Annotated in this window: 12 protein-coding genes; 7 read left to right on the top strand and 5 right to left on the bottom strand. The window is 64.2% G+C overall.

Annotation, left to right across the window (positions count from 1 at the left end; all coding sequences use genetic code 11):
• Positions 1 to 220: 220 nt before the first annotated feature.
• The 3 genes from wecB to QZ656_RS15820 all read right to left on the bottom strand — a co-directional run bounded on the left by wecB (position 221) and on the right by QZ656_RS15820 (position 2,777).
• Positions 221 to 1,315, bottom strand: coding sequence for a UDP-N-acetylglucosamine 2-epimerase (non-hydrolyzing) (gene wecB / locus QZ656_RS15830; RefSeq protein WP_291994298.1), 1,095 nt, complete (start codon positions 1,313 to 1,315; stop codon positions 221 to 223).
• Between the two features lie 288 nt (positions 1,316 to 1,603).
• A complete protein-coding gene (locus tag QZ656_RS15825; protein ID WP_291994297.1) occupies positions 1,604 to 2,125 on the bottom strand; it encodes a transcriptional activator RfaH in 522 nt (173 codons plus the stop codon).
• 88 nt (positions 2,126 to 2,213) lie between these two features.
• The gene (locus QZ656_RS15820) at positions 2,214 to 2,777 is read right to left on the bottom strand and encodes a DUF3413 domain-containing protein (RefSeq protein ID WP_291994296.1); all 564 of its coding nucleotides are present in this window, start codon (positions 2,775 to 2,777) and stop codon (positions 2,214 to 2,216) included.
• Positions 2,778 to 2,918: 141 nt separating this feature from the next.
• Between QZ656_RS15820 and sodC the strand changes: the two genes are divergently transcribed.
• Complete coding sequence (gene sodC / locus QZ656_RS15815; RefSeq protein WP_291994295.1) at positions 2,919 to 3,449, top strand: superoxide dismutase [Cu-Zn] SodC; 531 nt, start codon at positions 2,919 to 2,921, stop codon at positions 3,447 to 3,449.
• 53 nt (positions 3,450 to 3,502) lie between these two features.
• On the opposite strand, the gene QZ656_RS15810 is transcribed toward sodC, so the two are convergent.
• Complete coding sequence (locus tag QZ656_RS15810; protein WP_291994294.1) at positions 3,503 to 4,402, bottom strand: alpha/beta hydrolase; 900 nt, start codon at positions 4,400 to 4,402, stop codon at positions 3,503 to 3,505.
• Positions 4,403 to 4,877: 475 nt separating this feature from the next.
• Between QZ656_RS15810 and QZ656_RS15805 the strand changes: the two genes are divergently transcribed.
• On the top strand, positions 4,878 to 5,120 hold the full coding sequence (locus tag QZ656_RS15805; protein WP_291994293.1) for a hypothetical protein: 243 nt from the start codon (positions 4,878 to 4,880) through the stop codon (positions 5,118 to 5,120).
• Between the two features lie 68 nt (positions 5,121 to 5,188).
• On the opposite strand, the gene QZ656_RS15800 is transcribed toward QZ656_RS15805, so the two are convergent.
• A complete protein-coding gene (locus QZ656_RS15800; RefSeq protein WP_291994292.1) occupies positions 5,189 to 7,516 on the bottom strand; it encodes a DNA internalization-related competence protein ComEC/Rec2 in 2,328 nt (775 codons plus the stop codon).
• Between the two features lie 370 nt (positions 7,517 to 7,886).
• Between QZ656_RS15800 and QZ656_RS15795 the strand changes: the two genes are divergently transcribed.
• From QZ656_RS15795 to QZ656_RS15775, 5 genes are all read left to right on the top strand, one after another.
• Positions 7,887 to 8,951 (top strand): ABC transporter substrate binding protein, encoded by a 1,065-nt coding sequence (locus tag QZ656_RS15795; RefSeq protein WP_291994291.1) that lies wholly within the window; start codon positions 7,887 to 7,889, stop codon positions 8,949 to 8,951.
• Positions 8,936 to 10,129: a response regulator gene (locus QZ656_RS15790; protein WP_291994290.1), complete on the top strand. Its 1,194-nt coding sequence runs from the start codon at positions 8,936 to 8,938 to the stop codon at positions 10,127 to 10,129. The genes QZ656_RS15795 and QZ656_RS15790 overlap by 16 nt, the downstream gene beginning before the upstream one ends.
• 37 nt (positions 10,130 to 10,166) lie before the next feature.
• Positions 10,167 to 10,664, top strand: a complete 498-nt coding sequence (locus QZ656_RS15785) for a hypothetical protein (RefSeq protein ID WP_291994289.1) — start codon at positions 10,167 to 10,169, stop codon at positions 10,662 to 10,664.
• A complete protein-coding gene (locus QZ656_RS15780; RefSeq protein ID WP_291994688.1) occupies positions 10,664 to 11,929 on the top strand; it encodes an ATP-binding protein in 1,266 nt (421 codons plus the stop codon). Before QZ656_RS15785 ends, QZ656_RS15780 begins: the two co-directional genes overlap by 1 nt.
• Before the next feature lie 147 nt (positions 11,930 to 12,076).
• Positions 12,077 to 12,538 carry an SgcJ/EcaC family oxidoreductase gene (locus tag QZ656_RS15775; RefSeq protein WP_291994288.1) on the top strand — a complete coding sequence of 154 codons (462 nt, stop codon included), beginning with the start codon at positions 12,077 to 12,079 and terminating at the stop codon, positions 12,536 to 12,538.
• The last annotated feature ends 7 nt before the right edge of the window (positions 12,539 to 12,545 follow it).

The following is a 12,545-nucleotide window of genomic DNA, read 5'->3' as shown; positions in this document are numbered from 1 at the left end:
TGGCCACGCCGCCGGATCAAAACGGCGAGCAAAGCATTGTTTCCGCGGTCGACCGCCTGGCGGAAGGTCTACCGGCCAGGCTCTGCAAGAAGTCAGTGCTCGGCGAGCCCGCTCCCTGCCCAGCGAACGATTCCGGCGTGCAAGCCGGCATGCGCACGGCAAGTAAGAGAGGGGTGCTCATGACTTTCATGAGCTTGGGCATCTCGACAGGCCATGATCCTTACGCCAACAAACGCTGCAACTCGGCGACGATCCGCTCGGCCGCTCGCCCATCCCACTTTTCCGGCACGGCGCCCTTCTTCCATTGCCCCGCCATCAGACGCGCCAGCGCAGGCCCCAGCCTGGCCGGGTCGGTACCGATCAATTCATTGGTCCCCACACTCACCGTCTCTGGCCGCTCGGTGTTGTCACGCAGCGTCAGGCACGGCACGCCCATCACCGTGGTTTCCTCGGTGATCCCGCCGGAATCGGTGATAACGCCTTTGGCGTGTTTCACCAGATAGTTGAATTCCAGGTAGGCCTGCGGATCGACATAGTGCAACCCCGGGATCTGGCCTGCCAGCTCGCGCATGTTCTTCGCCGTACGCGGATGCACCGGAAAGACCACCGGCAGCCCCCCCGTACCGTCGGCAATCGCCTGCAACAAGCGCAACAATTGCTGCTCGCCATCGACGTTCGCCGGGCGGTGCAGGGTCACGACGAAATACTCTCCCGGCTGCAAGCCCAGAGCCTCCCAGAAAGCCGGCGGCTGCAAACGCGGCAGCTGTTTGAGCAGCGTGTCGATCATCGTGTTGCCGACGAAAAAAATCCGCTCATCGGCAATCCCGGCGCGGCGCAGGTGCTCGTTGGCCGTCGCGCTGGTCGTAAAAAACCAGTTGCTGATCGAATCGGTCACCACCCGGTTGATCTCTTCCGGCATGCTCCAGTCGCCGGAGCGGATGCCGCCTTCGACATGCGCCACCGGCACGCCCAACTTACGGGCGACGATCGAACACGCCATCGTCGACGTGACGTCGCCAACTACCAGACACAGATCACTGCGCTGCGCGATCAGGGCTTTCTCGTAACGCACCATGATCGCCGCGGTCTGCTCGGCCTGCGTGCCCGAACCTACTTCCAGATTGATATCGGGTTCAGGAATCCCGAGCTGCTCGAAAAAACCGCCGGACATCGCTTTATCGTAATGCTGGCCGGTGTGGATCAGGCGATAGCGCAGCAAGCCCCCCTGGGCCGCAGCTGCCTTAAGCGCACTGATGATCGGCGCGATCTTCATGAAGTTGGGCCGTGCGCCGGCGATGATGTCGATGGTTTTCATGGCTGATCCTTAAATCGTCTGCAAGCGCAGACACAAAACGAAACGTCACTGCAAGCAGCAAAACAATGCGGCAGTCTACCAGTAGTCCACTCCGACCACCCCACCGCCCGGTCGCCACAACCCACTGGATTGCTTCACTGCGTTCGCCATGACGACGACCCAAGTGAGCGACAGGATCGATGCGGACGTGGCCGACGACCAGCGCACGGACGCCATTGATCGCGCCGTGGTGGCTGATTGTTGGAGCCCGCTTGATCGGGCGATCAGCGTCGCATTACGCTCGCTGCATCACGCCAGCTGCAGGTGCGCGGCCGGTACGGCCACAGGCTTTTCACGACCGAGCAGCGTGAGCATGACGGTCACCCGTTCCGTCGCGACGGTGGAAACGATTCCGGACATGCCCTTGAGCGGGCCAGCCGCGATGTCGACGCTGTCGCCGGCCTGAAAAGGGAATTTTTCCTCGTCCATTGCCCGAGCCTGTCGCTCAGTCAGCGAACGAATCGCTGCCAGCGTCGCATCGTCCAGCGTGGCGGGAACCGTACCGAAACTCACCAGTCCGGTGACGCCGGGGGTACTGCGAATCGGCGCGATACTCTGCTCTGGGCGACCGCAGCGGACGAAACAGTAACGGGGAAACATCACCTCTTGCTGCTTCTTCCAGCCACCCCTGGCCTTTTCCCAGCGCGTGAGCATCGGCAGGAAAACCTCATAGCCCTGTTCCTCAAGCTTGCGCACCGCGACCGCCTCGCGCCGCGGCTTGCTCAGGCAGACATACCACGGATTGACAGGAAGGGGCAGGATGGCAGGCACTGGGCGACGGTGGCAGAGCCACCAGGAGGTGGAATGGCAAAGGGACTTCTCGCAGAAGGGTGAGTATCTCCGGATCCCTTATCGATCGTCAATCGCTGTCTTTTCGCGCGGCTGATTCCCGGGCCGCCGATTTACCGATGTGCCCCGAGAAAACGATCGTGATTTTCATTTTTGCGGCGAGCCTCGGCTGCTCTCTTAACGCTCGATGAAATCGGGCTCCCATATGGCGGTTGCCGGGTGCGCATGGCCGAGTCCGACTCATCGGGCAAACGCGGCCTGCTGGCCACCTGGCTGTACAAAGCGACGGCGGCCCAGAGCGCCTTCGGGCAGCACCGCGGTGAATGAACCACAGCATCGCCGCCAGCACGATTGCCGCCAGGATCACCAGCGCGGCGACGGTGTAGGTCGTCTCCTCGGTCACGCCGAGCGCCGGCAGACCACCTGGAGTCGTCAGCAGGTTCCAGACGAAGGCTTTGAAGTGGTATTCGTAAATCCGGAACAGCTGCAAATCGGTGAACAGCACCAGCACGACGACCAGGCTGAGCAGCCAAACGGCCCCGCAGACCAGCGCCAACTGCCACCGCGACACGTCGGCGGCGCGCGGCCGAACGACCATTTCCAGAAGCTGCCCGACGACCACGACCGGCGCCAAGAAGAGCGCCGCCGGCACGCGACCTTGCCCTGCCCTTGAGCTTGTCGTTATGATAACTCGACGACGCATCCCGGTCGGCGCAACACGCCGGCGTCCACCCCGTGACGCCGAGCCATCCATCTTCCGGACAAGGAGTGATTCATGAAACGTTCAATTGCTGTTGTGGCCTGTGTGGTCTTCCCCGCCCTGGCGTGTGCTGCCGAAACCGAGACTACGGTCACCCTGAATCTGGTTAACGGCCAGGGTGTCGGCGCGACCGTCGGCACGGTGCGCATCGTCGAAACGCCGTACGGTCTGGCTTTCTACCCCAATCTCAAGGGCTTGCCGCCGGGTCTGCACGGATTTCATGTGCACCAGAATCCGTCGTGCGAGCCGGCAGAAAAAGACGGCACGGCGATTGCCGCACTGGCCGCCGGTGGGCATTTTGATCCACAGGCAACGAAGCACCACGGCGAGCCGTGGGGTGACGGCCATCTCGGCGACCTGCCGGCGCTGTACGTTGCCGCCGACGGCAGCGCCAGCAACCCGGTGCTGGCGCCAAGGATGAAGAAACTGTCGGAGGTCGCGAATCGTTCGCTGATGCTGCACGCTGGCGGCGACAATCACTCTGATCAGCCGGCGGCGCTCGGCGGCGGTGGCGCCCGCGTCGTCTGCGGGCTGATCGGCGGCTAGCCGGTCCTACCCCACCCCAGGGCCTTCGTCGAATCGACGAAGGCCTTGCTGCGTCAGACGAGCAGCAGGAACTCGCGTACGACGTCGATCTGGGTGGCGTCGAGAAACATCGGTGCGTGCCCGGCGCCCGGGATTTCCACGGTCTGCGGGCGTGGCCCGCGCAAGGCCATCTCGTGCAGCGTGGCGCACGTCAGCACCGTCGACTCGGCGCCGCGAACGACCAGTGTCGGGCAGCGGATGCGGTCGTAGATCGGCCATAGATTGACGTCGCCCAAACTCAGCTCGTGCCGGAACGGGTCGCCGATAGCCGGGTCGTAACGCATCTCGAGACGTCCGTCGGCGGCGTGCTGCAGGCTGACTTCGGTGAGGTGTCGCCACTGCGCGTCGGTCAAGCGGCCAAAAGGCTCGCTGACCAGGCGGACGTACTTCTCGGCGTCGTCATAGGTTTCGAACTTCGGTGCCCGACCGACGTACTCGCCAATCAGCCGCAAGGAGTCTACGGGAATCAGCGGGCCAACGTCGTTGAGCACCAGGCGAGCAATCGGCGAGTCGTCCTGACTGGCGATCCACATGCCTATCAAGCCGCCCATCGAGGTGCCCAGCCAGTGCACCGAGTCGACGTCGAGGCGCGCCAGCAGCACCAGCAGATCGGCCACGTACTGCGGAAAGACGTAGCTCGACGGATCGCGCAGCCAGTCGCTGCGCCCACGCCCGACGACATCCGGGCAGATCACGCGATAGTCGGCAGCCATCGACCGGGCCAGGTCGTCGAAGTCGCGACCGTTGCGCGTCAAGCCGTGTACGCAGACCAGAACTTTCGGATTGTCGGGCTCGCCCCATTGCGTATAGGCCATGCGGTGCAAACCCGACGCCGACGCACAACGTACGTCGCGTTCGACGCATCCCGGCGCTTCGCCGATCAGCCAGCGTGAGACCTCGGCGCGGACGCTCATCGGCCATTTCTCCCTGCAAAGTGCATTTTCTTCAGCCATTCGGCGCTACGGAAAGCGTGCAACTCTAGCACAAGCCCGAGCGCCGAGCGCCGAGGCGGCGCCGAGCCGGCTCGCAGGCAAGCCCCGGAAGGAAACGCACAGCGCCGGCAGCGAGCGCTGGCCACCCGCCGCGAACTTCGATTGGCGCTCCATGGCGATCAGCGACCGCTCGAGGAGTGTGGCCGTTTTACATCGGTGCTCACGAAAAAAACTCGCCAGGGCCTCATCGGTATTGACAACCCCCCCCTGACGTGGAAAACAATAGCTTGAGCTTACAGCACGTTAGCTCAATTAGTTAAAGTTGCTTGTCACTGTCATCGTCGGCGACTTCGTGCAGTTCAGCGTCAAGGCCACCGCAAGAACCGCAGCAGGGTGGCGATTGCCAGACGATCCGCATGAGCACCGCCGCAGACACTGCCATCAAGGAGCGCAACGTATGAACCTGCCAGATCACTCCGCAATTCGGTTCTTTCGTCGTCTTGTCGTGCACGTCGCGAAGCCGCGTTTCTCCGAAACAGACTTTCTCCAACAGCAACTCGCCGTGCTCGAAGCGTATCTGGAACCTTTTCCTTCCGACGAGCGTGACGGCCGCGCGCTGGCATGGATCGAGGCCAATGCCCAGCAATATCGCCAGCAGTGGCAAACGAGACACCCCGCGCAAACGGCTTTCTGGGGCTGACGACAGCGCCAAACAGCGCCAGCTCCCGGTGTGCGGACACGCGACACAGGCGGCACGCACCTACACCGTCACTTTCCCTGCCAGTAGCGGCGATATTCAGCTCGATACGACGAGACAGTGATGCCGTCGGCCAACTTGACGAGAACGGCACCGTCGGCATCGCTGCGCCACAGCCGGCTGCCGGCGTAACGGTCGACGACGTCGGACCGTGGATGCTGGTAGCGGTTTCGGTAGCCCACCGGAATGATCACTTCGCGGGCGCCAACCGCGGCAATGAAGTCGGCGGTCGACGACGTGCCGCTGCCATGGTGCGGCACCAACAGCACGTCGCTGTGCAGCAGCGACGGCCCGCGCGCCATCAGCGCGTGTTCGTCGCGGGCCTCGATGTCGGAAGTCAGCAAGACGCTGCCAAAAGCGTTCGCGACGCGCAGCACGCAGCTCATATTGTTGGTCTTGACGGCCTTGCGCTGGTAGTCGTCGGCGGCCGGGTGCAGGATCGTAAAGCGCACGCCGTCCCACTCCCAGGTCTGACCCGCCACACAGCGCTCACCCGGCAGTTCGGGCAGCGAGCTCAGCGTGCGGGCAATCGGCAGCGCTTCCTGGACGGCGACCAGTCCACCCGAATGATCCTTGTCGCGATGCGTAATGATCAGCGCGTCGAGCCGCTCGACGCCGGTCGCGCGCAGATACGGCACGACGATGCGCTGTCCGGCGTCGGACTCGGCGCTGTACAGCGGGCCGGTATCGTAGAGCAGCGTGTGTTCGGCGGTGCGCACGACGACCGCCAGTCCCTGGCCAACGTCGAGCACTTCGACCCAGGCGTCGCCCGCTGCCGGCCGTGCCGCTGGCCAAAATAGCGCCGGCAACAGCAGGCACAGTCCGAACCACCGCGCCGGAAAACCACGCGGCAACAGCAACCAGACGACGCCGAGCAGCGCCAGCAGCGTCGCCGCCAGCGGCGGTGCCGGTTGTTGCCACAGCGGCCAGCGCGCCAGCCATTCGAGAAAGCCCATCAGGCCGAACAGCAGCCAGTGGTCGACGTACAGCAGTGGCGGCCAGGGGACGATCGCGAAGAGCAGCGCCAGCGGCGTGATCAGGAAGCTGACAACAGGAATCGCCACGGCATTGGCCAGCGGTGCGACCAGCGAGAACTGCTGGAACAGGAGCAGCAGCAGCGGCAGCGTGCCGACGCTCACCGCCCACTGCGTCGCCCCCCAGCGGGCGAGCGCCGCGCGCCAGCCGCGGCGCAAACCGAGCCGCGCCGTACCGACGAAGAAGAGTAGGCCGACGGCCGCGAAGGATAGCCAGAAGCCCGGGGCCAGGACCGCCCAGGGGTCCAACAGCAGGACCACCAGCAGCGCCAGCAAGAGGCTGCGGCTGGCGCCCAGGTTGCGCCCCGACCACAGTGCCAGCGCGACGACGCTGAGCATGTACAGCGTCCGTTGCGTCGGCACCGCAAAACCGGCGAGCAGCGAATAGACGACCGCCGCCAGCCAGCCGGCGGCGATCGCCGCTTTCGGCGCCGGCAGCCAGAGCATCAGCCGCTCGCTGCGCCGCCACAGCCAGCCGACCAGGGCCGCCAGGAGCGCCGCGACCATGGTCACGTGCAAACCTGAAATAGACATCAGGTGTGTGACCCCGGTCTGCCGGAACAAACGCCACTGCGCGGCCGAAATGGCCTGCTGGTCGCCGATCGCCAGCGCCGCCAGGATGCCGACATTTGGCGCCTCGGGCAGAACCGCGAAAAAGGAAGCGCGAATCGCTTCGCGCAGGCGCTCGATGGCGTAGGCCGGCCGCCAGACGAAATCGTCCAGGCGCTGCGCGCCGGCGCCCGGGCGCACGTAGCCGGTGGCCCGCAGATCGCGCTCGAGCAGCCACGCCTCGTAGTCGAAACCATGCGGGTTGGCGTTGCCATGCGGCCTTTTCAGACGCACCGTAAGCCGCCAGCGCTCGGCCGGGCGCAGCGCCAGCGCTTCACGCCACTCGTCGTACTGACGACCCTGGTACCACGCGAGCATGATCCGCCGCGGCACCAGGGCGGCCGCCCCGTCGGCCGACACCGCTGACTCGACGACGAAGGCGAAGCGCTCGCCACTCTCGAAGCGATGCGGCAAGCCGGCGACCACCCCGACCAGCTGCACATCGCGGCCTTCCCATTCTTCCGGCAAGCCGTCGTGCAAGCGCTGGCCGGCGAGCAGCGCCGCCCAGGCGACGCCCAACAGCGCGCAAGTTAACGCCGACCGCGCGCGCTGCGGCAGCTGCGGAGCTGACCGGCCAACCCACAACAATACGCACAGCGCGCCGATCAGCAGGACCAGCAGCGGCCAGTTCGGCAGACTCTCCCGGGTCTGCAGAAAACCGACACCCATAGCGAAGGCAAGAATGTTGACGCGCATGCGGCATTAAACCGGAAAAGCACCGGCGCGCGCTGCTTTCCTAAGCCCTGGCGGGGAACGCGATTGACACGAAAGCGATCGAGGTGGCGTGCGACAGAGCATTGCCGAGCGGCCTCCAGCTCTTTACCTGCGGCGAAATAGCCATCCACCCTCACCTCGTCGGCGGGCGCCGCGCCTTCGCTGATTTCTGGATGGCAATCGACAATCCGTGAAGTGAAGTGATTGTCCGTGGGCGACGTCGGCACCTAGACTGCGCTGTCGACTTTCAATGATTCTCGGCTTGACTGTTGCGCAAGGCAAGGAAGGACGATTGGGCGTGCCCAGCGCGGGCGACGTGACAAGCGAACCGCATCAGCAAGCGGAGAACTCCGTGAAATCCATATTGCGCAGCGTGTTTACGACGGGCCTGCTGGCTCTGCTTGGGCTTGGGCTTGCTCAAGCCCTGACGGTTCACGCGCAGGGCGAAACCCTGCCCGCTGCCCAACGCGAGCCCTTTCGAATCCTGCACGTGATGAGCTTCGACTCGCCGTGGCGATGGACCGATGGCCAATTCGCCGGTTTCAAGGAAGGGCTGGGCAGCGACGTTCGCGCCGAGTACCAGGTGTTCCAGATGGACGTCAAGCGCAACGGCAGCCGCGACGCCAAAGAGCAGAAGGGCCGCGAGGCCAGGGCACTGATCGACAACTGGAAGCCGGACCTGGTCTACACGTCCGATGACGACGCCCAGGAGTTCGTCACTCGCCACTACCTGAACCAGAAACTGCCTTTCGTCTTCAGCGGCGTAAACAAGGAGCCGCGCAAGCACGGCATGGAAGGCGCCAGCAACGTCACGGGCGTCCTCGAACAGGAGCACTTCGTCGAATCGGTGAAGCTGCTGCAGGTGCTCTCGCCGAAAATCAGGCGCCTGGCGGTAATCTCGGACACCGGGCCGCAATGGCCGCCGGTCATCGCCCGCATGCGAGCGTCAATGGACCGCCTGCCCGGGGTGGAACTGGTCGCCGTCGATCAGGTGAAGACCTTCGAGCAGTTCAAGGAGAAGCTCGCCAGCTACTCGACCGTCGCCGACGCCGTCGTACAACTGGGCATTTTCAATCTCGCCGGGACCGACGGCAAGAACGTTCGCTATCAGGACGTACAGAAATGGGCGAGCGAGAACGGCACCCTGCCGGATACCAGTTTCTGGATCGACCGCGTCCATTTTGGCGTTCTCGCGTCGATGACCATCTCCGAGCGCGAACAGGGGCTGGCCGCTGGCCGCCTGGCGCGCGCCATTCTCCTCGACGGCCAGTCGCCGGCGTCGCTGCCCATCAAACCGACGGTCAGGGGCCATCCGGCGATCAATCTGGCGCGCGCCAAACAGCTCGGCATTAGCGTCACGTCCACAGTGCTCCTTTCGTCCGAGGTGGTGACCGGCTACGAGTGGGCCAAGCCGTAGTGCAACTCGGCCTACGCGGCAAGATCCTGCTGATCGCCTCGGCCATCGTCGTCCTGGCCATGGCCGCCACTGTATCGGCCTCCAGCCACATCTTCGCGACGCGCTTGACCGAAGTGCAATTATCGCGGGCGACCGCCATCGCTCGCGGTCTGGCGTGGCAACTCGAACACATCCTTTCGCTGGGAATCGACCTGCACGGTCTGCAAGGCTTCGAGGAGCAGTGCGCGCAGGCCGTGGCGGGCAACGATGGCCTCGCCTTCGCGCGAGTTGCCGACGCCAAAGGCCGCGTAATTTTCCAGAGCGATGCTCAAATGCCCGAGGCAGAACACGCGCAGGCGGCCCTCGCGACAGCACTCGAGTCCGGGAAACTGACCGCCGACGCCCTGGGCGACGGCAATCTCGCCGCCATGGCCATGGTCCCGGATGCGACCGGAAACCGGGTCGCCATCGTCGTCGTTGGTTTTCCCGAAAAACTGATCGACGCCGAACAACAACAACTCATCGGCTGGACGATGGCCGTCGGCGTGCTGGCCATGGCCATCGGCATGGGCATCCTCTTCCTCGCCCTGTCGCGCCATGTCATCAGGCCAATCTCGGCGTTCATCGCCTTCATCGACAGCACACGCCATGGTGGCGAGCGTCGCAGCCGCCTCGCAGCTGTTGGCGACGACGAGCTCAGCGTCATGGTCAGCGGTTTCAACCGCCTACTCGACCGAATCGATGAGCATGAAGAGGAACTGCTGCGCGCGCGCGATGCGGCCGAGGCCGCGAGCCGTGCGAAGAGCACGCTCCTGGCGACTACCAGCCACGAGATCCGCATCCTCCTGGCTGAGGACAGGCTCGTCAAACACGCCGCGACGCAGGCGATTCTTGCCGCCGCCGGCATCGCCGTCGACGTCGCCGACAACGGTGCCGAGGCCGTAGCATTGGCAGCCGGCCGGCATTACGACCTGGTCTTGCTGAGCATGCAGATGCCGGTGATGGGCGGAGTCGACGCGACGCGAGCGCTGCGCGTGCTGGCCGACTACCGCAGTACGCCGATCCTGGCTTTTACGGAGATGGCCGTCGATGACGATCACCAGCGCGGCCTGAAGGCGGGCATCAACGAGTTCATCACCATCCCAGTCGACCCCGAGGCGCTGCTGGCAATCGTCGTCCGCTGGCTACCTGAAGCCTAGCGGATGGACGCTCGGGCCTGCGCAAGGCGACCTCGCCGTGCCGATTGAGATGAAGCGGCCCTGGCGCAGTTTGCCCCCGGCGACACCCCAGCTGGCGCCGGCCACATACGAAAAGCCGAAAAGCACACGCTTGTTGCTGAAAGAACGTGCGATAAACAGGCGCACCGGCGATGCCACCCTGCCCGCCTGCGCAAGCTCCTTCGATTTCCGGAGAAAGCCTCAGCGAACAACGCCAAAGAACGCTTCTCTGGAAATTCGCACCAGCTGGGCGGACACAAGGCCGGCAGGACCTGAAATCTGGCACGTGCTGCCGAACCTGGAAGATGGGGAAATGGACGAAACGCCGAATGCCGGTCGCGAGACCTCCGACCATGCTGCGGCAACGATACTTGTCGTCGACGACGAACCGACCAATCTCATGGTCCTGACGGCAGTCCTGCAACGCCATTTTCGCGTCCGCTCCGCGCGCTCGGGAAGCGAGGCACTGGCGGCGATCAAGACCGGAGTTGTCCCCCACCTGATATGCTCGACGTGATGATGCCGGACATGGATGGCTATACCGTTCTCGCCAAGCTGCGCGAATCGCCGGCCTTCCGCGACGTCCCGGTGATCTTTGTCACCGCTATGGATTCACGAGAAGACGAGCAGCGCGGGCTCGAACTTGGCGCCGCCGACTACATCACCAAGCCGATCAGTCCGGCCATTGTACTGGCCCGCGTCCGCACCCAGATCGAGGCCAAAGCGGCGCGCGACTTGCTGAAAAGAGCCAACCTGCAACTCGTCCACCAAGTGCTGGAAGGCGTGCATGCGCTGGAAGAGGCGCATCTGCAGCTGCTACAGTCGAACAAGATGGCGGCCATCGGCCAACTGGCGGCCGGAGTGGCGCACGAGATCAACAACCCGATCGCCTTTGTCGGCTCGAATCTCGGCTCGCTGGGCGGCTATCTGCAAAACCTCTTCTCGATCATCGCGGCCTACGAGAACGCTGCGACGCTGGCGGCTAGCGACAACGCATTCGACGAGGCGCGACGACTCCGCCGCGAGCTCGACTACGACTACCTGAAGAAGGACGTCGCCGACCTGCTTCGTGAAACCAGCGGCGGTCTCGAGCGGGTACGCAAGATCGTCGTCGATCTCAAGAACTTCTCGCGCATCGACAAGCCCGATTGGCAGTGGAGCGATATCCATGAGTGCCTCGATTCGACACTCAACATCGTCTGGAATGAGCCCAAGTACCACTGCACGGTAAGCAAGAACTACGGCTCCTTGCCGCAGATTCGCTGCCTGCCGTCGCAGATCAACCAGGTGTTCATGACTCTACTGGTCAACGCCGGGCCAGCCATCGAAGGGAGCGGCGAAATCACGATCACCACCGAATGCGTCGGCGATAGCGCGGTGCATATCCAGATCAGCGACACGGGAGTCGGCATAGAAGCACCGGCGCTTGCGTCGGTCTTCAATCCCTTCTACACGACCAAGCCGGTCGGCAAGGGCACCGGACTGGGGCTGTCGTTGAGCTGGGGTATCGTCCAGCGGCATGCTGGCACGATCGAGGCCACCAGCGAAGCGGGCAAGGGCGCGACCTTCACCGTGACGCTGCTGGTGGAGCCGAAGAGTTCGACCTGGCGCGGTCTCGATTCAGCGGCAAGGCCGAAGGCGCATGCCGCTGTCGCCGGCACTGCGGGCACTTATGACGCGCCAAGCAAGACCTCGCTGGGCAGCCGTTCCGACGCCCGCGTCATAGCCCTGGCCGCGCCCGCTTGCGCAACGGCGATGGACCTCGTCGCGGCGGTCTTGTAGAGTGCGCAGCAGCGAGCAGTCGGCCGGCGCTTCTCCGGGCTGCGCAACTGGCGCCGATCAGCTGCCATGTGGTTTCCTCCACCGTCCGGCAAGACCAGCAAAGGACCCTCAATGAAAAGTCATCCTGCCCTCCCCCCGCGTCTATCCATGGCCCTCGCCATCGCGCTCGCCGGTTGCGCCGCAAGCCCGCCCGCATCAACCACGGCCAGCACTGGCACGACCGCCTGCAAAGCGACCAGCGAGCCGGAAATTGCCGCGCTGTTCGAGCGCTGGAATCGCTCGCTGCAAAGCGGCGACACGCAGCAGGTGGTCGCCAACTATGCCGAGGACTCGGTGCTTCTTCCGACCGTGTCGAACAAGCCGCGAGTCAGTGCCGCCGAGAAAGCCGATTACTTCAATCACTTCCTGGCCAACAAGCCGGCCGGCAAGATCGATTGGCGACGCATCGAGATTGGCTGCAACAGCGCGCTTGATAGCGGCCTGTACACCTTCACTTACCGCAGCACCGGCGTGCAGGTCAAAGCGCGCTTTACCTACACCTACAAGTGGAACGGGACGCAATGGTTGATCAGCAGTCACCACTCGTCGGCGCTGCCGGAGAAGAACTGACGGGCAA

Origin of the sequence: Candidatus Accumulibacter sp. ACC003 (assembly GCF_907163085.1) — a bacterium.
Classification (GTDB): domain Bacteria; phylum Pseudomonadota; class Gammaproteobacteria; order Burkholderiales; family Rhodocyclaceae; genus Accumulibacter.
Note: the sequence above shows the minus strand (reverse complement) of the source record. Positions and strands in the feature narration are given on the sequence as shown.

Excerpts from the sequence above, each read along its gene's own strand:
- wecB (WP_291994298.1), bottom strand. The coding sequence starts at position 1,315 with ATGAAAACCATCGACATCATCGCCGGCGCACGGCCCAACTTCATGAAG.
- sodC (WP_291994295.1), top strand. The coding sequence starts at position 2,919 with ATGAAACGTTCAATTGCTGTTGTGGCCTGTGTGGTCTTCCCCGCCCTG.
- QZ656_RS15810 (WP_291994294.1), bottom strand. The coding sequence starts at position 4,402 with ATGAGCGTCCGCGCCGAGGTCTCACGCTGGCTGATCGGCGAAGCGCCG.
- QZ656_RS15805 (WP_291994293.1), top strand. The coding sequence starts at position 4,878 with ATGAACCTGCCAGATCACTCCGCAATTCGGTTCTTTCGTCGTCTTGTC.
- QZ656_RS15800 (WP_291994292.1), bottom strand. The coding sequence starts at position 7,516 with ATGCGCGTCAACATTCTTGCCTTCGCTATGGGTGTCGGTTTTCTGCAG.
- QZ656_RS15780 (WP_291994688.1), top strand. The coding sequence starts at position 10,664 with ATGATGCCGGACATGGATGGCTATACCGTTCTCGCCAAGCTGCGCGAA.
- QZ656_RS15775 (WP_291994288.1), top strand. The coding sequence starts at position 12,077 with ATGGCCCTCGCCATCGCGCTCGCCGGTTGCGCCGCAAGCCCGCCCGCA.